The sequence below is a fragment of the Arthrobacter sp. 35W genome (assembly GCF_000482545.1).
Classification (GTDB): domain Bacteria; phylum Actinomycetota; class Actinomycetes; order Actinomycetales; family Micrococcaceae; genus Specibacter.
In genome coordinates, this window is sequence record NZ_KI519455.1 from 804,390 (window position 1) to 828,648 (window position 24,259).

The 24,259-nt window shown below is 63.6% G+C and carries 20 protein-coding genes; 10 read left to right on the forward strand and 10 right to left on the reverse strand.

Annotation, left to right across the window (positions count from 1 at the left end):
- Positions 1-97: 97 nt before the first annotated feature.
- Positions 98-259, reverse strand: coding sequence for a hypothetical protein (locus K254_RS25785; RefSeq protein WP_155848595.1), 162 nt, complete (start codon positions 257-259; stop codon positions 98-100).
- 302 nt (positions 260-561) lie between these two features.
- Here K254_RS25785 and K254_RS23585 point away from each other — a divergent pair, with 302 nt between their 5' ends.
- From K254_RS23585 to K254_RS0115885, 10 genes are all read left to right on the forward strand, one after another.
- On the forward strand, positions 562-2,061 hold the full coding sequence (locus tag K254_RS23585; protein WP_051389287.1) for an aldehyde dehydrogenase family protein: 1,500 nt from the start codon (positions 562-564) through the stop codon (positions 2,059-2,061).
- Positions 2,054-2,809, forward strand: coding sequence for a gamma-glutamyl-gamma-aminobutyrate hydrolase family protein (locus K254_RS24915; RefSeq protein ID WP_026556200.1), 756 nt, complete (start codon positions 2,054-2,056; stop codon positions 2,807-2,809). Before K254_RS23585 ends, K254_RS24915 begins: the two co-directional genes overlap by 8 nt.
- A 1-nt stretch (position 2,810) precedes the next feature.
- The gene (locus K254_RS0115850) at positions 2,811-3,287 is read left to right on the forward strand and encodes a DUF3830 family protein (protein WP_026556201.1); all 477 of its coding nucleotides are present in this window, start codon (positions 2,811-2,813) and stop codon (positions 3,285-3,287) included.
- Positions 3,288-3,312: 25 nt separating this feature from the next.
- Complete coding sequence (locus K254_RS23600) at positions 3,313-4,377, forward strand: ABC transporter substrate-binding protein (protein WP_051389288.1); 1,065 nt, start codon at positions 3,313-3,315, stop codon at positions 4,375-4,377.
- Positions 4,374-5,204, forward strand: a complete 831-nt coding sequence (locus tag K254_RS0115860; RefSeq protein WP_026556202.1) for an ABC transporter permease — start codon at positions 4,374-4,376, stop codon at positions 5,202-5,204. The genes K254_RS23600 and K254_RS0115860 overlap by 4 nt, the downstream gene beginning before the upstream one ends.
- A complete protein-coding gene (locus K254_RS0115865) occupies positions 5,204-6,004 on the forward strand; it encodes an ABC transporter permease (protein WP_026556203.1) in 801 nt (266 codons plus the stop codon). Before K254_RS0115860 ends, K254_RS0115865 begins: the two co-directional genes overlap by 1 nt.
- 1 nt (position 6,005) lies before the next feature.
- The gene (locus K254_RS0115870) at positions 6,006-7,046 is read left to right on the forward strand and encodes an ABC transporter ATP-binding protein (RefSeq protein WP_026556204.1); all 1,041 of its coding nucleotides are present in this window, start codon (positions 6,006-6,008) and stop codon (positions 7,044-7,046) included.
- Positions 7,047-7,101: 55 nt separating this feature from the next.
- A complete protein-coding gene (locus K254_RS24920; protein ID WP_196810979.1) occupies positions 7,102-8,097 on the forward strand; it encodes an Lrp/AsnC family transcriptional regulator in 996 nt (331 codons plus the stop codon).
- Between the two features lie 247 nt (positions 8,098-8,344).
- Complete coding sequence (locus K254_RS0115880) at positions 8,345-9,367, forward strand: type IV toxin-antitoxin system AbiEi family antitoxin (protein ID WP_026556205.1); 1,023 nt, start codon at positions 8,345-8,347, stop codon at positions 9,365-9,367.
- Positions 9,336-10,196 carry a hypothetical protein gene (locus tag K254_RS0115885; protein WP_026556206.1) on the forward strand — a complete coding sequence of 287 codons (861 nt, stop codon included), beginning with the start codon at positions 9,336-9,338 and terminating at the stop codon, positions 10,194-10,196. Before K254_RS0115880 ends, K254_RS0115885 begins: the two co-directional genes overlap by 32 nt.
- A 544-nt stretch (positions 10,197-10,740) precedes the next feature.
- On the opposite strand, the gene K254_RS0115890 is transcribed toward K254_RS0115885, so the two are convergent.
- From K254_RS0115890 to K254_RS0115940, 9 genes are all read right to left on the reverse strand, one after another.
- Positions 10,741-12,210 (reverse strand): hypothetical protein, encoded by a 1,470-nt coding sequence (locus K254_RS0115890; protein WP_026556207.1) that lies wholly within the window; start codon positions 12,208-12,210, stop codon positions 10,741-10,743.
- 52 nt (positions 12,211-12,262) lie between these two features.
- Complete coding sequence (locus tag K254_RS23610; protein WP_155848596.1) at positions 12,263-15,826, reverse strand: ACP S-malonyltransferase; 3,564 nt, start codon at positions 15,824-15,826, stop codon at positions 12,263-12,265.
- Positions 15,827-16,149: 323 nt separating this feature from the next.
- On the reverse strand, positions 16,150-17,565 hold the full coding sequence (locus tag K254_RS0115900; RefSeq protein WP_026556208.1) for an MFS transporter: 1,416 nt from the start codon (positions 17,563-17,565) through the stop codon (positions 16,150-16,152).
- A gap of 102 nt (positions 17,566-17,667) precedes the next feature.
- Positions 17,668-18,378 carry an NAD(P)H-dependent oxidoreductase gene (locus K254_RS23615; RefSeq protein WP_051389291.1) on the reverse strand — a complete coding sequence of 237 codons (711 nt, stop codon included), beginning with the start codon at positions 18,376-18,378 and terminating at the stop codon, positions 17,668-17,670.
- Between the two features lie 41 nt (positions 18,379-18,419).
- On the reverse strand, positions 18,420-18,752 hold the full coding sequence (locus tag K254_RS0115910; RefSeq protein WP_026556209.1) for an ArsR/SmtB family transcription factor: 333 nt from the start codon (positions 18,750-18,752) through the stop codon (positions 18,420-18,422).
- A gap of 723 nt (positions 18,753-19,475) precedes the next feature.
- A complete protein-coding gene (locus tag K254_RS0115920) occupies positions 19,476-20,432 on the reverse strand; it encodes a carbohydrate kinase family protein (protein WP_026556210.1) in 957 nt (318 codons plus the stop codon).
- A gap of 405 nt (positions 20,433-20,837) precedes the next feature.
- Positions 20,838-21,731 carry a carbohydrate ABC transporter permease gene (locus K254_RS0115930; protein ID WP_026556211.1) on the reverse strand — a complete coding sequence of 298 codons (894 nt, stop codon included), beginning with the start codon at positions 21,729-21,731 and terminating at the stop codon, positions 20,838-20,840.
- Positions 21,728-22,762: a carbohydrate ABC transporter permease gene (locus K254_RS0115935; protein WP_026556212.1), complete on the reverse strand. Its 1,035-nt coding sequence runs from the start codon at positions 22,760-22,762 to the stop codon at positions 21,728-21,730. The genes K254_RS0115930 and K254_RS0115935 overlap by 4 nt, the downstream gene beginning before the upstream one ends.
- Before the next feature lie 179 nt (positions 22,763-22,941).
- The gene (locus tag K254_RS0115940; RefSeq protein ID WP_026556213.1) at positions 22,942-24,222 is read right to left on the reverse strand and encodes an ABC transporter substrate-binding protein; all 1,281 of its coding nucleotides are present in this window, start codon (positions 24,220-24,222) and stop codon (positions 22,942-22,944) included.
- Positions 24,223-24,259: the final 37 nt, after the last annotated feature.

Genomic DNA, 24,259 nt, shown 5'->3' on the forward strand with positions numbered 1-24,259 from the left:
GCGAACCACTCCCGTCCACAATGGCCCGGCGAAGCATGGCAGTAAAAGTCACATAGTCGCAATCCATTTGCCGCTGTCATTGCCCGATCCAGAGGTTTCACCCTGGGGCGCCCGGCCGATGGGATGCCGACGCAGTGGATTGTGAGTCGTGGCGGATGTCGCTATCCAGGATGCCGCCCAGCGTTTCGAAGGCCCTGGTTCCGCCTTCCAGAAATGCCCGGGGGATGCTGACCGGCGGAATTTTGGCGAGGATGCTCATGCGATGCGGCGGAGTTTGTCATCGACCAGGCCCTTCCCCCGAAACCGGGGAGCCTGCGCAGGGCGGTTAGGTGCCCACAACGCCCAAGCAATCACGGCTTCACCATTGCCATTACCCTTGCCCTTGCGGTCCACCAACACGTCCTCGTTCGTGATGAAGAAGACCTTGAAGAGTGGCGGATTTATAGAGTAATACCGTCAAGTTAGGCGAGCATCGGTAGTTGATTGCGTATATGTGGCGGATGTGCCACAATGTATTGAACGTGAACTACGCCACACAATCTTCGCCTCAAAGGAACAATGATGTCTCTTCGATCAGCCGGGCATGCCCCCCAAAGTGATCTTGATCTTTCAGAGGGTGCCTTCCTTGATGGGCGAATCACCGCTTTGGAAGGTGCCGAATCGGTCCCCGTAACGAGCCCGCGCGACGGATCCACGCTCGGGTCGATTGACTCGGCCGGGCCCGAACATGTTGACCAGGCGGTGGCGATTGCCCGCCGGGCGTTTGAATCCTCTGGATGGGCGCAGGCCACGGCGGCCAACCGTGGGATCGTCCTCAAGAAGTGGGCCGATCTCGTGGCGCAGAATGCCCGGGATCTGGCGGTGACCATTTCTTTGGAGATGGGAAAGCCGCTCATGGATGCCCAGAATGTTGAAGTTGCTGCGGTGGAGCGATGCCTGCGGTGGTATGGGGAGCTGTGCGACAAGGTCACGCACTCGCTTCTCGCCAACGAAGGCTCGGCCTTTGCCTACTCTTTCGAAGCGCCGGCAGGTGTGGTCGCTGCCGTGGTTCCGTGGAACTTCCCGTTGACCATGCTGACGTGGAAGATTGCCCCAGCCCTGGCAGTGGGGAATTCCGTCGTTGTGAAACCGTCCGAGCAGACGCCCTTCTCCGCATTAAAGCTGGCTGCCCTCGCTGTCGAGGCCGGGCTCCCCAACGGTGTCCTCGGAGTTATCAACGGCCGTGGTCCCGTCACAGGGCAGGCCCTTGGCCGTCATGGCGATGTCGATGTTCTGACGTTCACCGGCTCGCCCGCGACCGGCCGGGCGTTCTTGAAATACAGTGCCGAATCCAACGGGAAGCGGGTATGGCCCGAGCTGGGTGGAAAATCCGCCACCATCATCCTTCCGGGAGCCGATGTCAAAGCAGCAGCGTCCTCTGCCGCCTGGGCAGCGTTCTACAACCAGGGCCAAATGTGCAGCGCATCGGCCCGGCTCATCGTGCTGGAAGAGGATGCCGATGAGGCTGTGGCGGCAGCCTGTGAAGTGGCTGCCACCATGCAGCCGGGCGATCCCCTGGAGGAGGCAACCGTGTTCGGCGCGATTGCCAGTGCGGCATCGGTGGCAGCAATCGAAGCCAAGGTTGCTGACGCCCTCGCCCAAGGCGCAAGCCTCATGGCTGGAAGCCCTGACCGCACTGTCGTCCAAGGGCTGGAGAGCGGTTCCTACTTCGCCCCGGTCGTTCTGGACCATGTAGACCCTGCATCGCGCATTGGGCGTGAAGAGGTGTTTGGTCCGGTGCTCTCCGTTATCCGGGTCAGTAGTGAAGAGGAAGCCATCGAGGTAGCCAACGGAACCCGGTACGGCCTGGCCGCCGCGGTCTGGAGCAATGATATTTCCACCATCCACCGGGTCACCCGATCCCTACGGGCCGGGGTGATCTGGGTCAACTGCTATGAGGAAGGCGACATGCGCTTCCCCTTCGGCGGAGTCAAGGAGAGCGGGTTTGGCCGCGACAAGGGTGCGGACGCGCTGAAGAAGTACACCGACACGACATCCGTTTGGATGAACCTCGATGTCTAGCCGGCCCACCGTTGCCATGACGGTATGGCGCAGGGAACTCCCCACCTACTTGGGTGAACATACGGATCTATACACCCTCGGCACGGAGTATGTGCAGTTCATCTCGGACGCTGGGCTGAAGGTGATCCTGATCCCGGAGTGCGACGCGTTGGAGGCAACGGATCTTTTGGCCTCCGTGAGCGGACTGGTGCTCACGGGCGGGGAGGATCTGGGCTCATGGATTGCGGATGGAACGGCGTCCCTGGCGCCGGCCGAAGCCAACCCCCGGGATGCTACAGAGCAAGCTTTGCTGGTGGCAGCGAAGAATGCAGGGCTGCCGGTGTTCGGGATATGCCGTGGAATGCAGCTCTTGGCCGCCCATCATGGCAGCCGGGTGATCGACCTGCCGCACCACCGTGGCGAGCACCCATATGGGCTGATGCCCGAGAACCAGCTGGACCACCGCCATCGCGTCCTGGTCCACCAGCCGCAAGCAACCAGTCCGAAGGAAATGCTGGTGAATTCCATCCACGAGCAAGCCATCTCGCACTGCCCGGAAGGCTTTGTGGTCATGGCAACCGCTGAGGACGGCGTCATCGAGGGCATCGAGTCGACTACCCCCTGGTACGCGGCAGGGGTTCAATGGCACCCGGAAAAAATGCGGAACCCCGAGGAACAGGCCGGCCAGATCGGCCTCATCGCTCCGTTCGTCACCGCCGTACAGACTTACCAATCACACAAAACCCATCAATCCCGTAAGGAAAACTGACATGACTGAGAACCGCAAACTGTACTTCGAGTACGAAAATGGCCCGCGCGCCATTGCAACCTTCCACACCGACCTTGCCCCCAAGACCTGCGAGACGCTCTGGAATGCCTTGGAAAAGCCGGTGACCATGGACGCCATGCACGCCATGTATGCCGGTCCCGAGGTCATGGTCGGACTGCCCGAAGAAGCGCAGACCTTCGACCCGGAATCGATTCCCTTTGAAAACCAGCAGGTCATCCCTGGTGTCGGCGACGTCATCTGGTACTACCAGCGTCCGTACCAGATGGGTGGGCTGCCATTCGAGTGGTGGGAAATCGGTGTTTGCTACGACCGTGGCGTCCGTACGCTCGGCCCGCTCGGCTGGACCCCCGTCAACATCTTCGCCACCATCACCGAGGGCCTTGCCGAGTTCGCCCAGGAATCGGCAGACATCAGGGTCACCGGCCAGAAAAAACTCACCATCGGCCGTGCCGAATAACTTCCCGAACAAGAAGGATCTTCCGATGAAACGTCGTACAGCACTGATTGCTTTCACCTCCACAGCCGTCCTGGCATCGCTCACGGCCTGCATGCCAGGCACCGGGTCGGGTTCGGCTGCGGGCGCCCCGACCGAGCTGGTCATTACCACCTTCGGTGGGGACTGGCAGAAGAACTTCACCGACGCCGTCGTGAAGCCCTTCGAAAAGGCCAACAACGTGACCATCAAGCAGGTCACCTTGTACAGTGCGGACGCACTGGCGCAACTGCAGGCGCAGAAGTCCAGCCCCCAGATCGACGTCGTCTTTTTCTCCGGCGGCCAGGAAGCCACCGCGGCCAGGGACAAGCTGATCGCACCGATCAGTGCATCCTCGCTCAGCAATGGCGCTGATCTGATCGACTCGGCGAAGTCCGGATTGGAGCAGGGTGAAGGGCCGGTCATCCAGATCAGCCCCGTTGGCCTGACCTACCGGACGGACAAGATCGACAAGCCAACGTCCTGGAACGATGTCTTTGACCCGAAGTACAAGAAGCACGTCGCCTTCACGGACCTTTCCAACAGCTATGGCACGCTCGGCATGCTCTCCATCAACCAGGCCAAAGGGGGTACGGCGGATGATGTAACCCCGGGAATCAGCGCCATGGGCCAGGCAGCCAAGGCCGGCGATGCGGTGGTTATCAAGACATCCTCCGATCTCCAGCAGGCCTTCAGCTCCCGGGACATCTGGCTGGCACCGTACGCCCAGGACTACGCCGAGACCCTCCGCAAGGCCGGGCAACCGGTCGAGTTTGTCCTCCCTGCGGAAGGATCCATGGCATCGTTCATCACCGCAAACGCCGTTGCCGGCAGGGCCAATATTCCCCTGGCAACGAAATTCATCGACTTTGCCCTGAGCTCCGATGTCCAGGCGAAGTTTGTGAGCGGCATGACGTACTCGTCGGTAAACCAGAAGACGGAAATTCCGGAGGATCTGAAGTCGAAGGTCGTCTGGGGAAGCAGCCTCGACAAGCTGCAACGCCTCAGCGGAGCCACCTTTGGCGAAAAGTCGGCAACCTGGCTCAAACAATGGAATGAAGCCATCGCCCAATGAACAAGTCACGCACTGAACCCTGGCTCCTGGTGCTGCCGGTCATGGCACTGCTCGTCATAGCATTCGTCATACCGGTTGCCAGCTCCCTGATAGCCAGCTTCACCAGCACCGGGAGCCCGGGGTTCACCCTTGCCAACTTCTCGGACTTCTTTGAGTCCAGCGTCCACCTCACCGCCTCGGCGCGCACGCTGCGGATGGCGTTCATCCAAACGATCGCGTCCATCCTGATTGCCGTTCCGCTGGCCTACATCATGTCCCGGCTGTCGGCCCGGGCCCGGGTGGTCATGATGATCGCGACGATCCTCCCTCTGATGACCAGTGTGGTCATCAGGACCTTCGGCTGGGTGATCCTGATGGGCCCCAGCGGACCCCTCGCCCGGATTCCAGGCTTTTTGGAGCTCAGCAATTCCCACCAGGGATTGTTGGGAACTGAACTCGGCGTCAACATCGCCATGGTCCAGGTCCTGGTGCCGTTCGCCGTGCTTTCGGTGCTGGGCGTGATCAACGGAATCGACGTCCGGCTCCAGGAAGCATCCCGCACCATGGGGGCGAGCTTTCTTCGCAACTTCTGGCATGTGGTGCTTCCACTCGCTCTTCCCGGCATCGTTTCCGGTGCAACGCTCTGCTTCGCACTCTCGATCAGTTCGTTTATCACCCCGAACCTCATTGGCGGCGCCCAACTGCCGGTCATCGGTGCGTTCATCTACCAGGACGCCACAGTCAACGGCGATCTTCCCTTCGCCGCTGCCCAGGCGATGCTCATGCTGATGGCCGTCCTGATTACCATCGCCGCAACCAACCGTCTTGCAAGTTCAAGGATGAAGTAATGGTCCGCTCAACTCCCCTGCCCCTGAGGATCGCTTCACGCGTTTTCCTCGTCGCCGTTGCCGTCTTCATGCTTGGCCCGCTTGCCGTGGTGGTCGGGGCCGCTTTCACGACCAGCAGGTTCCTTTCCTTCCCCCCGACCGGTTTCAGCCTGCAATGGTTTGCCGAGGCACTCTCCGATGCCACCTACATCGCACCGTTCCTCTTCAGCCTTCAAGTTGCCGTGGCCACTGCGGCAGCAACGGCAGTTCTCGGAACGCTGTTCGCCCTCGGAATCGCCCGCCACAGCATCCCTGGATCCGGCGTCCTCCAAGCAATCGCGATGTCCCCGCTGACCATGCCCAGCATCATTTTCGCCATTGCGATGCTGCAGACGGTCTCGCAAGTGCTGGGCGGCTCCGCGTCCTGGATTCTGGTCCTCGCGCATGTCATTGTCACCGTCCCGTACGTGATCCGGACGGTACTGGGCGTTATCGCCAGATCGGATTCCTTCACCGAGGAAGCGGCCCGCACCATGGGCGCGCGTTGGTGGCAAAGGTACTGGCATGTGCTTCTGCCCATCTGCCGTCCGGGCATCGTGGCCGGCGCCTTCCTGGCATTCATCGTTTCCTTCGACGACGCGGTGCTTGCCCTTTTCCTCCGCACACCCCAGTTCGAGACCTTGCCCCTGGCGATCTACGGGCAGCTCGAATTCAGTGCATCCCCCACCGTCGCGGCGGTCTCGACCATGTCGATGGCCCTCACGGCTATCTCTATCCTGGCGATCGAAAAGATCGTCGGCCTTGGAAAGGTCTTTAGTTAACATGGCTGATCTCGAAATCCTCGATGTCCGCAAAACCTTCGGAGACATCGAAGTGCTCAAAGGCATCGATGTCCACGCCCCGTCCGGCAGTTTTGTTTCCCTTCTCGGGGCCAGCGGATGCGGCAAGTCCACACTCCTGCGCTGCATCGCAGGACTGGAAGCCGTGAATTCAGGAACAATCTCCGTAGGAGGCGAGGACGTCACAGGCCTCGCTCCGGAGAAGCGCCGGCTGAGCATGATGTTCCAAAGCTATGCCCTGCTGCCCCACATGAACGTCCTGGAGAACGTCCGCTTCCCGCTGCGCATGCGCGGAAAGCAGCATGGAACCAAAACCGCCCAAAGGGAGCTGGCGGTTCATGCGCTGGAACAGGTCCAGATGGATCACTTGGCCTCGCGGATGCCCCGGCAACTCTCGGGAGGGCAGCAGCAACGCGTCGCGCTGGCCCGCGCGATCGTCGGGGACCCGCGCCTGCTCCTTTTGGATGAGCCCCTTTCCAACCTCGATGCCCGGTTGAGGGAGGACATGCAGGTTGAACTCGTCTCGCTTCAAAAACGGCTTGGCCTGACCACGATCTTCGTCACCCACGACCAGGACGAAGCACTCAGCATGTCTGACCAAGTCATCCTCATGCGCGGCGGCGTCGTGGAACAAGCCGGTACGCCGGAAGAGCTTTACGCCAGACCAGCCACAAGTTTCGCGGCCGACTTCCTTGGTGCCGCGAACCTCCTGAGCGTGACATCTGACGGTGTCCGCCGGGCCCGCCTGGGATCGGCTGTTGTTCCCACTCCCACGGAATTTAGCGGTGATGTAAACCTCATGATCCGCCAGGAGGATTTGAAAGTGAACAATGCCGAAGGCCTTGACTCGACAGTCCCGGCAGTCGTGACGGCGCGCGTGTTCCGGGGAAGTGAGCTCCTTCTGGTGCTCGATGCCGCCGGCCAGGAAATCCGTGCAGTTGCCCCTGTATCCACGGCCGCCGAACCAGGAACGGAAGTCACTCTTTCCTGGAATAGCCGCCAAAGCAGGGTGCTGGCGAAGTAATGGTAGCGTTTGAACCGTCAAGCGCCGGTCGAATCATATGCTGAGGTCAGCCACCATGGAATCCCGCAACCACGACGGCCCCGACCTCGACCACATCATCGCCAATGCCTTGCAGGTGAACGGGCGGGCCTCTTGGGAAGCGATCAGCCGTGCAATCGACGTCCCGTCCCGGACCGTCATGCGGCGCGGGCAGAGCCTACTTGAGACCGGTCGAGTGCGTGTGTCCACCTATGTCGATGCGAGCAAGCTGCTGCATGCTCGGGGCGTGCTGCTTCGCGTCCGCGCTGAAATCAGCAAAGTTGCTTCGGTCGCACGGAGCATAGCTGCGCTGCCCGACGCCTCCTCCGTTTCAATTCTGGAAGGCGCCGGAGACATCGCGGCACTGGTTCTCGTCAGGAACACCGGAACCCACCGGACGTTGCTTTTGGAAACCCTTCCTGACATCGCCGGAATCGAATCCTTCGAAGTCAGCACCGTGCTGCGTCCCTATCGGATCGGCTTGGACTGGCAGGCAGGCCTCCTTTCAGATGACCAGATCCGGATCCTGAGCAAGGGCCTGCCCGACCAGGGAAACATGTCCGGCCCGGGACCGGTTGTCCTCGACGAACTCGACCAAACCCTCATCCAGCAATTGAGCGAGGATGGCCGGGCCACGATTTCCATGCTCGCCTCACACGCCAATATCAACTCCCAGACCGTCCGCCGGAGGCTGGATGCTCTCTTGGGTGTTGGCGTTCTCCGGGTCAGGACCGAAGTGGATCCTGAATTCTTCGACTACAAGGTCGAAGCACTGATATGGCTGCACATTAACAGCGGAGACGTCGAAACCATCGGCTCCGGCCTTGCCACGCATCCACTCGTCCGATACTGCGCCGCCACCACCGGCCACGCCGGGCTCCTCGTCGATGCCCTGTTCAAGGACGAAGAAGCGCTTTTCCACTTCCAGAATGACACCATCGGTGCACTCAGCACCGTCGAAATAGCCGAATCACGGGTCGTCCTCGAAGCAGTCAAACGGGGTCCACTGCTCATCGGTGAGCATGCAGCCTGAACTGAGGCTGTTGGGGTCTGCCCCGGCTTTTGTTGACTCGGTCAACAAAACCGGTGGCAGACCCTCTCGTCGCGTCGGAGACAGGCGGTTAGCTGGCGGAGGATGGATCGTCCACCTGGTGAAGCTGCCTACCGGCCCTCCTCCGTCGGCCTCGCACGCCAGGCCCCAATCTCAGCACCCGCTTGTTCATTTTTTATGAATATTCAATTAGAGTGAATGTTCAGTCCAAATGAACAGAGGAGGCGACGTGCTGGAAAGCAGCATCGCCATTGTTGTTCAACATCTGACCCGCTACGGCATCGACGCACGCGCGGAAGAGTCCGATTGGTCCCGCCCCGCGTTCGAGCACCCGCTTCTCACACTGCAGCGCGGAGCCGAACGCCAGACCTTCATGATCCTGGATCATGCCCTGACACAACGACCCCTTCCCTCCGGAGAGCAGGCCAAGCCCCTGATCATCCAGGACTACATCGACGAACGGCAGGCCCGAGACTACCGGGAACGGCACCTGAATTTCGTCGATGAGGCCGGCAACGCCTTCATCGCCTTCGGGAACGTCTATGTCGACGTCAGAGGCCGCCGCCTCAGCCGCCGGATACCCGGGCGGAAGGACGCCCGGACCGGCGCTTCCGCCCCGGGTGTGAATCTGTTCAGCGCAGGCAGATCCCGTCTGCTGTTCGTCCTGCTGACCTGGCCCTACGTCCCGCGCCTGACGATCAGGGAGATCAGCACACTCTCCGGGGTATCGGTCGGCCTTGCCCAGGAAACCCTGAAAGTGCTCCAACGGGAGGAATACCTCTCCCTCGGGCCCGGCCCGCAACTGCTGAGGCAACGCGAGCTCTTCGAACAATGGGTCATCACCTATCCCCACCAGCTGGCCCCCAAGCTGGCCCTGGAATCCTTCAGATCATCAACTCCGGGCCTTCACGGGCCCTTGGCGTCGGGGATGGAAGTCAGCGGAGAAAGCGCCCTCCCCGATCTGCTCAAACCATCGACACTGACCATCTACGTCGACGAGTTCACCCCCCGCATGGCAGTGGAGAACAAGTGGCGCAGGGATGAGCACCCCAATGTCTTCCTCAGGCACAAATTCTGGACGGACCCGGGCAGTCTCGACATCGAAGCCCCGACACCGGCCGGGACCCTGCCCGCTGTTCCCAGCACCCTCGTGTACGCCGATCTGCTCGCCAGCGGCGAACCCCGACAGCGCGAAGCCGCCTCGATCCTGAAGGAGCACGATGACCGACTTCTCCGCATCTTCCGCTCATGAGTTCGGCCCCCTGTGCACCGTCCTGCGCAGCATCATGGGCATCGCCGCCGGACCGGATGAGCAGATCATGCTCGTAGGCGCGCCGGCACGCGACCTGATCCACAAGGGCCTGGGGTTTGATTCGGAGCTGGCCAGCACCACCGACATCGACATTGCCGTCGCCGTTGCCGACCGTTCCGCCTACCAATCCCTCACCACCGATCTCGAACCCGAGGGAGACACCCGGATCCGTTTCCGCATCGACAACCGGTCCGTGGACCTCATACCCTTTGGCGGCATCGAGCACCCCACAGGAACAGCCATCCCCCACATGGACGGACACACGGTGGACGTCTTCGCCTTCCAGGAAGTCTTCGACGGAGCCGACCTGTACCGGCTGCCCGAGGGCATCGAGGTTCGGGTGCCCACGGCCGCCGGCTATGCCGCCTTGAAAATCAAGGCATGGGTGGACACGGGAGCCCTGGGCTGGACAAAGCATGCCCGGGACCTCAGCTACGTCTGCATGTGGTACCAAAACAGCCCGTCCCTCCACGACTCCCTCTACGACTATGAGAAGGACGCCGACCTGTTCGAGCGTGCCGACTTCGACCAGGACCTGGCCTCCACCCATCTGTTGGGCAGGCACATCCGCACCGCCATCGGGGACGACCTTGCCGACCAGCTGGGGACTCTATGGAACCTCGAAAGCCGGAAACTCATGGCATCAGCTGAACGAAACGACAGGTTCCTCACCATGGCAAAGGCCCGGGACTACGACACCAGACTTCAGTATTTCCACGCGATCCATACCGCCCTCTCAACTACCCGAAGCCAGGGACACGCGGATTGATTCGACGGCCGCCACTCCCGTTACATTTGTTGGCACCCCGGTAACCGGGGTTTGGTCGCCAGGTCCGGTATGACTGTCCTGCCCCGTTAGTCGATGACCTGGGGGTGTTGTCGCCGGGCCATGACCATCTGGCTGGCCGCTTTGGGAGATGCGCTCTAGTGGTCTTGAGCATCGGGGCCGCGTACTTTTCGTTGGTCCGGGGAAGCAGCTACAGGTCCAAAGCGCGGACACGTGCCCCACGACGTCGGGCCGAGGTGCCGGCAAACAGTACGCACAGCATCGGCCGCGGGCCGGTGAACCCCGGGGTTCACCGGCCCGCGGCCGATGCCGTCGCCAGGCACGACTATGCTCCGCACATCGTGGAGCTGCGTGCAGATCGGAATCAGGGGCCACGACCGGAGGCGCACCGAGGGGCAGCCAGATGTTGGCTGCCCCTCGGTGATGCCTGTCAGCAGTTCCGGCGGGTTCTGCCGGCCTGTCTGCCCACGGAGGGTTGACGTGGGTACGCGGCGTACCTTCGAGTAGTCAATGCGCCGCTGTCAGATCAGCGGGCCGGGCCGAAGTCAGGGAACACGAACGCACTGAACAGCGCGGTTTCGCCCGCGGAGGCACCGCGCAGGCGCAGGGCGTAGCTGAGCAGGGCGTGATCGATCATGGAGACCCGGTCGCCTTCCACCAGGGCGTCGTCGGAGAGGTTGTCGATGGCCCAGGTGATGGCGGAACGGCCTTCGTAACGTTCCCGCGGGGTGAAGAGCAGCTCTGGTTTGCCGATCTCTCCGAGAATATTGAGCACGTAGCTGACCGGGAAAGGACGGTTTTCCCGGTCGAGGGGGCTGTCCAGGTCAGGGAACGAATCGGCCATGCGTTCCAGCGCCTCGTCCGGGATCAGGTCCATCCGGCCGGTCATCATCGCCAGTTCGATGATGTACGGGTAGGCGTTGCCCCGTGGCGAGTAGTTCTCCCCAGGGTCCACGATGTCCAAAACAGCGGCGACGTCCTCCATGAAGGAGTCAAGGTCCGGGATTTCCTCGGCCAGGCGGCCCAGGTTGTGCAGGGCAATGACGTAGTACTGGGCCATGTGGACCCGGATGTTCCAGGGGATCTGGCCCATCAGCTCCTTGGCCACGGCCAAGGCGTCCACCGGCCGGGTCAGGTACTCGGGCCTGCCGCACATGGCGACCGCGTTGAGCATGGTCAGGAGGGGGTAGACCTTTTTCCAGGGGATCGTGAGGTGGTTGTCGAAGGCTGGCCAGTTTTGGATCTCGTCGGCCCTCGTCAGGTATTCGAGGACTTCCTGCATGTAGTCGCGATCGCCGTCAAAGATATGCTCCGTGTAGCCGAGCAGTGCGATCACGGACATCAGCATCCCGCCGGCCCTGCCGCAGAAGTAGGGAATGGGGATCCGGTCCAACAGGTCCAGCGCCTCGATGATGTGGTTCCGTTCGGCGGCAACCAGGCGGTCGCCCAGGCCCAGCTGGCCGAGGGCGAGGAAGACAGCGCTGCTGGCACAGACACGTTCGTATTCTCCGTGGCGGCCCTGGTTGTCGTCCGCGATCTGGTCCGGGGCGATCTCGTCGAGCATGCCAAGCACCTCCGCGGGGAAGTCACGGTCCGCTGTAAGGAGCGGTCCCAGCCCAAGTTTGGCGAAGGCGTCCATGAGGATGCTTCCGGCCATGGCACGGTAGTACGCGTTGGGCACCGAGCGGACGGATTCCAGCAGCGGATCCACCGCGGATTCCACCCAGCTATGGTCGCTGCCCGGTTCGGCAGTCTTGAGCGTGAAGTCCGCCAGCTCGCGGCAGGACCGCGTGTAGGTGTCCAGCGGGGACACTTTCGCGACCAACTGATCGAAGGTGTCCCGGATGTAACCGGCGACGGTCTGGTCATAGTCGATCGGGTACTGACCCAGGCCGATGCCTCGGAGCATCCGGCTCCACGGGGTCGCGATCATCCGGGATTCGATAGGCATGTCGGCCAGCCCGGAGATGGGAAGGGAACGCAGGACAGGGTTCATTTGTCAGTCCTCAGATAGGAATGGTGTTCAAGGAGTTTTGGGTTCGGCGGTGCTACGTAGTGGCCGCGTTTCCGGTCGCCGGGACCGGAATTCCGAGGAACTCGGTGCGGGTGCCTTCGAGCATTTCAAGAGCCCAGTTCAGCCACTTGATGCCTTCGGCGTAGATCGCGACCGGTCGGCGTTGCGCCAGCGGAGTGTCTGTCAGGGACCCGTCTACTTCGGAGAGGAAGTGGAACGGCGGCATCGCGGTGAAGTGCGTGCCCATGGTGAACACAAAGCGGGTCAGCCAGTGCGGGTCGTCCCGGTGCTGGGCGGAGTCGGGATCGTCGAGCTGGTAAACCGATCGCATTACCCGGGCGAAGTGTGCCTCCATCCCGGACTGGTCGGTGATTGGTTCACCCTGCTCGACGACGTCGCGGACGTTGTACGCGCGTTGGTAGGGATTGCCGGTGCGGAACCGGACGTCGATGGTGGGCACCCCGTCGACGGTGCGGGTGTCGAGCTCGAACTGTTCGTAGTGCATCTCGTCGTAGTGTCCGAGGGAGTTGTGCCACGGCTTGTTGTCGTACATCGGGTCATCGCTGGTGTCCGCGCCGTCGCTGCGGTAGCCGATGGCGCGCGGGTCGAGGAACATCACCCCGATCGAATCGGCGGTGATTGCTTGAAGTGCCGAGTCGACCTCGGCGGGGGCGGCGCCGGATTCGATGACCCGCTGGGCGGTGAGCAAGGGTTCGACGTTGATGATCTTGACGTTTTCCGTGTTCGTGTCACCCATGACCAGGGCGTGGAAACAGGGTTCCAGGGTGTCCTGGAATTCCTTGCTGGCCCGCAATGCCACCAGGAGGGGCCCCACGTTGCGCAGGGTCCGCCCGTTGATCACGATCTGTTCCGGGTCAAGGAGCCATGACCCGAAGGTTTCCGGTGCGGTGCGTCGGCAGAGTTCCAGGCGGTGCTCGATCTTGGTGAGGTACTGCTCTTCGAGCGTTTCCCCGGGAGCCGGCTGGCGCCGTACCGTGTGTACGTCCCGGTGCAGCACGCCGAGGATCACTTCGTACACGCGGGCAACGACCGCAGACGGCGGGCTGGTCCTTTCGACCCATCTGCTGACTTCTTCGCCGGGAACATAGGACATTTCGTAGATGAGTTCCCGGAACTCTTCGGAGCGGTCCGCGGCGAGGTGCAACGGCACGGGGAGGCCACGGGCGGTGATTTTCCCGACCTGGGGGAACACCCGGCCGAGTGAGGGAGGTAATGCCCGGAGGTATTCTGCCTGACGTTGTGCCTTCGCGAACGGCGGCAGCATCACTCCCGTCCCCTCCGGGTCCCAGTTCACGGTGGTAAGGGCATCGCTGAGGACCTTGCGCACCCGGACTCCCGGGACGTCGTCGTGTTCGAAGAACATCGTCATCGATTCGCTGCCCCCGGCGCCGAAACCGATCACGGTCTCGCCCGGCTCAATGTACGCGTTCACGGTGCTGCTGAGGATCTTCCGACCCTGGGCATACCGGAGGACCCGTTCACCTTCGTGGGAGCGGACGAGGGACGAACCTTCGTCCGCCGCATCGAGTGCACGGTTGATCCCTTTCCGCCACAGTTCCGCAGGTACCCGGACGGAGACGACCCGGGCCTGGTGCGGGGTCGACCGGACCCGGTACGATGCCAGCACGGAGCCGAGCGAGACGACCAGGCAGGCACCGTTGAGCTGGACGAGCCGTTCGGGGCGGTCCAGGGCGGCGTTGTGGAACACCCGGGCGGTGGCGTCCTGCAGCTCGCGCCGTGTATGCAGTGGCACCCCGTCGGGCGACAGCACGGGAATCGTGGAATCACCGATCTCGGGCAGGAGCCTTTCCAGCTCCGCGTTCACACGGTCCGGCCAGGGCTCAGGGTCGAACGTCAATGCCACCAGGGGGATGATGCTCGCCGGTGTCACCGAGTGGGCCACGGCGAGGGCTAGCAGCCAGCCGGACCGGTCGCTGCCGGCGAGGTTGTGGTCTGTTTGGGCTATCAGCGACGGGCGGTAGATCCGCAGCAGTTCAAACAGGGCAAGCCGGTGCGCCACGAAGGCGACAGCGGCCTGGATGCTCACCAATCCGTGACCGGCCTGCCGCAGGCGCGGGGTCACGGAGGCGATGTCGGTGTAGATCCGGTCTGCTGGCGGTTGGGCCCGGGCCAGGGCCCGCGCGGCCCGGACAATCTCATCCGCGCTGGTGTCGGGGGACTTTTCGAAGTGGAACACTATTGATTCGGCGTGGCTGGCCCGGTCCAACAAGACCACCTCGACTTTGCCGTCCGGGTGCAGCGCCTCCAACTCGGTCGCGGCGTGGCCGAGCGTCGAGGCCTCCCCGTTCAGCCGCTTCTTCACCCTGGATCGTGCGACAAGCAGGCCTTCGGCAATGTCTTCCCGGTGTGCCAGGGTGTGTCGGAATAGATCGAGGAAGCGGCGCAGCCCGTCAAGATCATCACGGCGGGGCCGGCTGACTACGTCGGTGATCGCTTCCCCGATCACGCGCCGCACCCAGAGCAGCGGCAGCGGCGAGGCGGACGGACCGAAGACGTCACGCAACAGTTCCAGATGTGCCGGACTAATGGAGGCGCCCGGTGACCGCAGTTCACGCAGCGCGGAGCGGAAGCGGTCGGCGACGCTCATCGCGTCCAGGACGCCGGTGTCATCGGCCGTCCATGACGTGGCGGGCACGTCGACCCCGTTCGCCGTCAGCAACTCCACGGAGCGGTTCCCCAAACCGATTTCCAGGATCACATCGGGATCGATGTGCTTGATCTCCTCGGCGGTGCCCTCGGAGTCCATGATCCGGTCGGCCATGGCGAGCACGGCGTCGCGGATCTCCTCGGCGGACGTCAGCACCGCCTTCCGGTGGTTCGCGATGACTGGTGTGTGCGGTGTGCGGAACTCGATCCGCTGCGAGGCCATCCAACTCGATAGAGCATCCCGGACAACGCTCATCCGTGCGGAATGGGCCAGGAATGTCGTGGGCGTTTTGAGCTCGGTCGCTTCGATGAGCGGGTAACGCTCAAGCCTCTTCATGAAGCGAGGCAGATAGCCGCCGCGGACGTACACATTGGCCTGGCGCCACGAGTACCGCTTATGCACCTCCACGTCCGTCGACAGAACAGACGAGGCGAGGTCCTTCAGTAGTTCCTCCAAATGCTCCGGGTCGCCGACAAGCCCCAGGACGTGTGCCGGTTCCTCGACCGGGAATTCCCCGGGCGTGAACGGGGGCAAATGTCCGCGCAGTTCCTGCAAAAACTCGTCCCCGGTGTCGGCTGCCCCGGCGTCGGGGGCGGAAGCGAGGAGCATGAGAGGTGTGAACGCCTCCGCAATGCGGACGCCCTCTCCCACCGTCAGCGCTCCCGAGGCGACTGCAGCGCTCAGAACCCCGAAACTCTCCCCCGTGAATGCGGCGAAGGAGTACCCCACCCCGCGGATTGCGGCCAGATGTTCGAATCGGTCGGCCAGGGCCAGGTTTGCGGCAAGTACGCCTGCGCCGATCCTGCCCTGCCTGCGCAGTCGGTCCGGCGGCAGGCTGCCCTCAAGCAGCAGCTCTGCTTTTGTCGCCGGGTCCCGCAGGGCCGCTGCCGCTTCGTCCAGAAGCGTCAACGTGCGCAGCGGCGCGTCGTTCAGAATCGCGGCCGCCGCCCCACGGTATGCGGCCCGGCTTCCCAGGCCGGGAAAGAATCCGACCAGCCGGGCCTGCGCCGGGGCTGGGTCTTGGATTGGGATGCCGGGTGTTCCCTTTGGAACGGCCGGCAGAACGGAAGTTGCCATGAACATGCCTTACCCCTTTACTTCAACACGAAGACGATTCCTGGTTTACTTCGGCACGGTCCAATTCTGTGCCTTTCTGACCGCCAAGGTTTCCGTGGGGGACGGCCGCATCATTCGCGGCGGGTCCCCGCGTCAATCTGGCGGCGGTGGTGTCCTCAGGCCGTGGTTTTGCTGCTGGCAGGCAGTCGCAGGAAGAGCGCGACCACGACGGCGGAGACCAGGCAGATGGCCGCGTTGATGCCGATTGCGGCCTGGAGTCCGGGGAGGAGCGTTGAGGCAGCGAAGGCAGTGACGATTGCTGACATGACGGGGGTGCCGAGGGTGATGCCGACCTGCTGGCTCATGGTGATCAGGCCGGTGGCGAGGCCCTGCTGTTCGGCCGGCACTCCAGTGGTGGAGGCGACGGTGTAGCCGACGATCGCGACCAGGTTGGCGACGCCGCCGATGAAGGTGACGGCCAGCAGCGGAATGACCCAGGCCTGGTTGTCGGAGACGAAGGCGAGTGGGAGGGTCGCGGCGCCCTGGATGATGAAGCCGATGACGATTGCGTTCTTGGAGTTGATCTTTCCGATGACTTTCGGAGCGATGAGTCCGCCCAGGACGGTCCCGATGCCGAGCCAGGCGAAGATCAGGCCGGCGGTGACGGCGTTGAATCCGAGGGTTTCCTGCAGGTAGAGGGTGAGCGGGAACACCAGCGACGTCTCGGTCGCGAACGCAAGGAGCCCGGCGAAGTTGCCCCAGGCGATGTTGCGGCGCTTCAGCAGCGCCGGGTCGAGAAGGGGTTCGGCGACGCTGGATTCGATCCACAGGAAGACCGCGAACAGGATCGCAGCTGCGAGGATCGGGCCCCAGGCGAGCGGGTCGGCCCATCCGGCCGCGCCGGCGGTGGTAATGCCGTAGACGAGGGAGACCAGGGCAAGAGTGACGGTGATCGCGCCGGGAGTGTCCAGGCGGGGTCGGCGTTCGGTGGGCTTGTCGGTCAGCGCGAACGGGGCCGTGGCCAGGACGAACAGGGCGATGACGACGTTGATGAAGAAGGCCCAACGCCAGCTCACCAAGCCGGCGAGCACACCGCCGAGGGCGGCACCGGTGGTGAACCCTGCGGCCATGAGGGCGCCGCTGAGGCCGAGGATGCGGGCGCGGGCCGGCCCTTCGGTGAACATGGTGGTGAGTAGTGACAGGGCCGCCGGGGTGACCATGGCGGTGGCGAGGCCCTGCCCGACGCGGGCAGTCAGCAGCAGCACGGGTTCGGCGGCGAGGCCGGCGACAAGGGAGGAGGCACCGAGAAGGACGATGCCGAGGATGAATAGGCGTTTGCGGCCGAACAGGTCGGCGACGCGGCCGAAGAACAGGGTGAAGCCGGCCGCGCATAGGGCGAACGCGGTGACGATCCATTGCAGGTTCGCGGTGGTGAAACCGAGGTCGCGGCCGATGTGCGGCAGGGCGACATTGAGGACGGAGAAGTCCACGGCGAGGGTAAAATTCGCCGTGAGCAGCACGGCGACGGCCAGACGCTGGCGGCCGGTAAGCCGTTCCGCCGCCCTGGTCGCGAGCAAAGTATTCGCGGTCATGGTGGTCTATCCCTTTCTGGTGCGGTATCCGGAAGTCCGGATGGGCGCAGTTGAGCTGCGGACGGGCATGATGCACTGTCCGCTGTCGTGATGGTGAGGTAGTTAGGAAGTGGCGGCCAGGGCGCGGTAGCGCGTGGAAGCCGCCAGGGGCCTGTGGTGAAGATTGCTGAAAGCGTCCCGCACCCGGTGGAGCGCTTCTGCCCGCAGGGCATCGTCCAGGTGGGCCGGGCCGTAAGTGATGATTGGTTCGAGGGCGGCGTAGCCGACGAACTCGAACATTCCGCGGTTGATGTGGAAGAGGAAATCATTGATGTCCCCGAACGCCCCGTCGGGGGCGAAGGCAGCGGCCGAACCGCCGGTCGTGGCCAGGACCACGGCTCGCCGCCCGGTCAAAGCGGCCTGCTCGAAGGCGCCGAGGTCGCCGCCGCTGACGCCGCCCATGACGAAGACCCGGTCCAGCCAGCCTTTGAGGATCGCCGGCAGGGAGAACCACCACAGCGGGAACGACAGCACCAGTAGATCGGCGTGGAACACCGCGTCCAGATCGGCGCGGACGTCCGCCGGCAGGGTCCCGTCCTTCACGGCATTCCATTGCTCGCGCTGCGGTTTGAACGGCCCCTCGAACGGCTCGAACTCGTCCCGGCCCAGGACAGGCTCCCATTTTTTTGCGTACAGGTCGATGAACTTGACGGCGTAACCCTGCGCCCGCAGGGACTCGGCGGCGGCGTGCGCCTGAGAGGTGGAAAACGAGTCGGTCTCGGGATGGGCGTGGATGATGAGCGCCGAGGCGCGGGTGTCTGGTTGCGTGCTCACCCGCCCAGCATATCTACAGATCGCGATATGTCGATATGTTGCTAAGTGTTGCCCGCAATCTTGTCCCCCACTTGGCGCAGGAGAGTCTCGTTGCGCCTGTAGTGGGTCCACTTGCCCACACGAGTGGATTGGACCAACCCGGCACGTTCCAGGGTGGTCATGTACGAGGAGACCGTCGATTGGGCGAGGCCGCTTTTGGCTTTGATGTGGCTGCCACAGACCCCGACTTCGATCCGGTCGGCGATGGGATCATACTCGGCGAATTCAGCGACCGGGTCACGGAGCCAATCCATGATCTGCAGGCGCACAGGATTGGCCAGTGCCTTGAGCGCATCAAGCAGCTCATTGGCAGAGAGACCGTCTTTGTCACTCATGGCACACACCTCCTCGGCAAACAGTCTATCCACCCGGTTCGCACCCAAAACAACCGATACACACCGGAGATCCGGAATTCAGGTGAACCGTCTGTAAGTGTTGGTGGTGGCTGGCCTGGGGCTAGCTGGCAGGGTAGTACTGGTTCCTCCGACCAGGTGTGACTCATGAACCGTCTGACCCCGGTGGGGTGTCATTCCCGGGATCTGTCCGCCTGGTCGCAAGGGCCGGCGCCGTCCCGGCCCACCACGATGGCTTGACTAGAAGCCTGCCCAACCCCTTTGGGGTTGTGGCCCCTTACAGACGGTTCACGTTGGCAACGCCGATCGTCCGTTGCAATCTGCGCCTTTCCTTTACGTGGCGACAGCCATCGAGGCGGTCGACCGCCCCAGGGCGTACTGGGCCGTGGGGTCGTTCTTGTCGCCGCTGATCAGGACGCCCACCGCCGGGGCATGCGCGGGGCGCCGAAGCTTGTCATCAACTAGGCCACATCGAAGCCTAGCTTCCCGGCCTGCACGGGCTGGAAATCCCCTGTCTCTATTTCAATCACGAAGCAGCCCGTTGACCGCACTAATCGTAGGCACGCCCATTCACTGTCGATGGTCCTCTTCAGGCTGGCGTATACCCCAAGATGACATCAGGGGCCAGATCCAGGCAGATACCGTGACGGGCAAATGTCCATGGGAACCGGTGCAGAGCTGCCGGTGCCGTGGGTGCGGTGTGGCCTATACGGTGGCGTAGGGCTGTTGTTGGGGTTCGAGCAGTCGTGTCTGGAGTTCTGCGGAGGTTGGGGGGTTGGCTCCGGGGCGGCTTACGGTGATGGCGGCAGCCAGGGAGGCGGTTTGTCCGATGGTTTCGAGCGCGGCGGGTGTGAATCCTTCTTCGTTCCGGGACAGGAGTCCGAAGATGAGCGCGGCCATGTAGGCGTCGCCGGCGCCGATGGTGTCGGCGACAGCTGTTTTCACGGACGGGATGCTGAAGCGGGCCCCGGGTGTAGCCAGCAGCGATCCCTGGCTGCCTTGGGTGATGACGGCCAGGCGCGCGCCCAGGCCCAGCAGGTGCGTGGCGGTGTCCTCCAGATCTTGTCCGGGGTAGAGCCAGCGGGCGTCCTCGTCGCTGAGTTTGAGGACGTCGGTCAGTGGGAGCAGGTCTTCGAAGATGGTCTTTGCCTCGGCGTGGCTGCCGAGCAGGGCGGGGCGGATGTTGGGGTCATAGGTGACCAGGCAGGAGCGGTGGGAATGCTCCAGAAGGGAGCGGACTGCGGCAGCACCGGGGGCCAGGAACGTGGCTATCGAACCGGTGTGAAGGATCTTCGGGATCACTGCCGGTGCGATCTGTCCCAGTTCCCAGGTGATGTCGAAGTCATAGCTGGCGGAGCCATCTGCAGCTAAGGTGGCCGTGGCGGTCGCTGTCCGTTCCAGGGACGTGGATCCAGGCAGCAGCCTGACCTCGGCGCTGTGGAGGTGGTCGGTGATGGCGGCGCCGTGTTCGTCGTTGCCGATCGCCGTGAGCAGCCCGGTGCGGACGCCGAGGCGGCCCAGTCCGTAGGCGACGTTCGCCGGGGACCCGCCGGGGTACCCGATGGATCCGTCGGGGGCATTGACGATGTCGATCAGGGCTTCGCCGATGACGATGACGTCGAGCAGGTCGTGGGCGTAGCCGCCCGTTTGAGGCTTGTGCATCTGGATTCTTTCGTCGGGGTGTACCGGTGGCCGGTCCTGGGATGGATCCGTCCGCGGACCGGTGAGCAGGTCCGCGGACGGAGAAGGACTGCCCTGGTGGGAGCAGGAGATGGCCGGGCCGGTCAGGCCGTGGCGGCGCCGGTCATGATGGCGACGGCGCCGCTCATGGTGTGGGATTGCGGGGTGGGCGCGGCCGGATTCTACTCCTGATCTTCCACAGCGTTCCACAGCAAAGAGACCAGGCAAGCAGCGCGAGTGACCACATCCAGGCGGGCTGTCCACTCATCTGGACCACCACGGTGACAATGACCAGGACGAGGCCGGCGAAGGCGAGGAGCCCGAGCAGAACGTCGAGGTTTTCGCCGATGCGTTGGGCCTTCCTGTCCCGGTAGCCGCCGTTGGCCATTACTTGACGGCTCCGGCGGTCAGGCCGGCGACGATCTTGCGCTGGAACACCAGCACCAGGATCACCAGCGGGATGGTCACCACTGTGCCGGCCGCCATGACGGCGGTGTACGGCTCCTGGTGCGGCTGCGCCCCGGCGAAGTAGGCAATGGCCACTGTGACGGTCTTGGTCGATTCGTTGGAGAGCTGGCTGGCAATCAGGAACTCATTCCAGGCCGCGATGAACGCCAGGATGGCCGTGGTGAACACCGCCGGTGCGGCCAGCGGCATGATCACCTTGCGGAAGGCCTGGCCCTGCGTGCAGCCATCGATGCGTGCCGATTCCTCAAGCTCCCACGGCATCTCGCGGAAGAACGAGGTCAGCGTGTACACGGTCAGCGGGAGCACAAAGGAGATGTTCGGAATGATCAGCGCCTGGTAGGTGCCGTACCAGCCAATGTTGGTGAACAGCTGGAACAGCGGGGTCACCAGTGCCACACCGGGGAACATCGAAGCCCCAAGGACAAACCCCAGCACCAGGAACTTGAAGCGGAACTCCAGCCGGGCCAGGGCGTAGGCGGCAAAGACGCCGAACAGCAGGGCGACGATGGTGGTCACGCCGGCCACGAGGAGCGAGTTGAGCAGGTTCCGGGCAAAGTGGTTGCCCAGATCCTCGGAGAACACCGTGGTGAAGTTGTCCCAGGTGACGTGGGTGAAGAACGGCGTGGGGTCGAAGGTGTAGCCGACATCCCGAAACGCCGTGACGATCATCCAATAGAACGGCAGCAGGCACCAAATGAAGATCAGTGCGGCGCTGATGTAGGTGCGGCCGTTCGCCCAGCGTTCACGACGCTTGGCGGCCAGATGCGGCGCCGCGGCGGCGGCACTGGCGGCTTTGGCTGTTGAGATGCTCATTTGCCCTTCCCCTTTCCGGGGCCGGTGGCGGATTGGACGGCATTGGCCCCCAGGAAGCGGACAAAGATGAACGCCACGAGGAAGATGACAAGGAACGTGATGGTGGACAGGGCCGCGGCGGAGTTGAAGCCCTGCCTGATCTGGTCCACCACGAGGATGGACAGCGTGGTGGTGCCGTTGGCTCCTCCGGTCATGATGGCCGGAAGGTCGTACATGCGCAGGGCGTCAAGCACACGGAACAGGATGGCCACCATCAGCGCCGGCTTCACCAGCGGCAGCGTGATCTGGGTGAAGCGCTGCCAGGCGGAGGCGCCGTCCACCTTGGCGGCTTCGTAGACCTCGGCCGGGATCATCTGCAGACCGGCCAGGATCAGCAGCGCCATGAACGGGGTGGTCTTCCAAACATCGGCAATGATGATCGCCGTCCGGGCGGGTCCCTCGGAGCCGGTCCAGAGGATGGCGGTGCCGAAGAGCTTGTTGGCGATGCCGTCAAAGGCAAAGATGAAGAACCACAGCTTGGCCGTGACGGCCGTGGGGATGGCCCACGGAACCAGCACCGCGGCCCGCAGGGCGCTGCGGCCCTTGAAGGTCCGGGCCATGATGATGGCCATCCAGAAGCCCAGCACCGTTTCCAAGACCACCGTGACAACGGTGAAGAAAAACGTGGTGCCCATGGCGGACCAGAACTGCGCGCCAAGGCTGCCGGGCGAGCAGGCGGTGGTTCCGCCGTCGGGGGCGGGGCACTGTTGGAACAGCCAGTGCACGTAGTTGGCCACCCCGGCGAAGCCGCCGGCCACAAAACTGCCGGTCACCGGGTCCAGGCCCTCATCCTGTTGGAAGGACATGATGATCGCATTGACCACCGGATAGACGATGACGATGCCCAGCACGATCACGGTGGGAAGGATGAGTGTCGCCGCCCACCGCCCCTGGGTTTTGGCCTTGCGGTCCTGGCCTACTTCTTTGTTTTCGTGTCCTGCGTTGGGGCCGGCGGTCCCGCGAACCGTCGTTGGCTGCGCGTGGGTGGACATGGCCTCTCCTTTCACCGTATGGATGGCAGCTGTGCGCCCGCTGCCGGGACATGGCGCCGGATGGCGCCGTTGGTGGTGCCGCAGCACCCACCTCTTGCCTGGCCGCTGGCGGCACGGTGCTCAAGAGCCGTGTGCTGCGGGAGGCGGGGAGGCCACCCGCAGCACACGGACGTCGGCGGCTACTGCGAGCCGGCGGAGGCGATGGCGTTCTGCATGTCCGCCAGGGCCGCGTCAACGCTCTTCTCACCCTTGATGGCGGAATAGGCATTGTCCTGGATGGCCTTGGTGACCGCCGGGTAGAACGGGGTGACCGGACGAGCCACGGCGTTCTCGATGGAGGTCTTCAGCACGGGGAGGTACGGCAGCTGGGCCACCAGGGCCGGGTCGTCGTACAGCGAGGTGAGGACAGGGGCCAGCGAGCCCTGGGTGGCGTAGAACTTCTCTGTTTCCTCGCTCGTCATGAAGGCCAGGAAGTCCTTGGCGGTGGCCTTGTTCTTGGAGTAGACACTCACGGCCAGGTTGTGCCCGCCCAGGGAGGAGGCGCCGGGGCCGTCCTTGCCCGGCAGCGGGGCGATGCCGAAGGTGTCCTTCACCGTGGAGGCGCCGTCGGCCTTGGCCAGGTTGTAGACGTAGGGCCAGTTGCGCAGGAACAGCAGCTTGCCGTCCTCAAAGGCCTGCCGGCCCTGCTCCTCCTGGTAGGTGATGCCTTCGGTGGGGATGTTGCCGTCCTTGTAGGCGGCGGCCAGGTTGTTCAGGCCTGTCTTGGCGTCGGCCGTGTCGAGGGTGGGCTTGCCGTCCTCGCCCACGATGGTGCCGCCGGCGGTGTTGATGGCCTCGGCCACGTTCACCGTCAGGCCCTCATACTTGGCAAACTGTCCGGCATAGCAGCCGATGTTGTTGGCCTTGGCGATGGAGCACATGCCCATCATCTCGTCCCAGGTCTTGGGCGGGGTGGGGACCAGATCCTTGCGGTAGTAGAGGATGCCGCCGTCGGAGGTCTGCGGTGCGGCGTAGAGCGTGCCCTTGTACGTGGCGGTCTTCACCGTGGCCGGCAGCATCTTGGAAGTGTCGACGGCCATGGTGTCCTTCAGCGGCTGGAGCCAGCCCTTGGCGGCGAACTCCGCCGTCCAGACCACGTCGACATCGACGACGTCGTAGTCGGTGGCCTTGGCCTGGAACCGCTGGACCAGGTCATCGTGCTGCTGGTCCGCGTTGTCGGACTGCTCCTTGAACGTGACGATCTGGTCCGGGTGCAGGGCGTTCCACTTGTCCAGCAGCGGGCGGACAACATTGGAGTTGTCCTTGCCCTGCACATAGGTGATGGGGCCGCGGTCGTTGAGGCCGTTCGCGGCATCGCCGCCACCGGCGCTACTGGCGGCAGGGGTGCCTCCGGCGCATCCGGAGAGGGCAATGGCCCCGACGATCAATGCCGCTGCCGCGATGTTCAGACGTGCTTTCATGGGTACTCCTCGTTGAGTTGCAACTGTTGGGGATTGG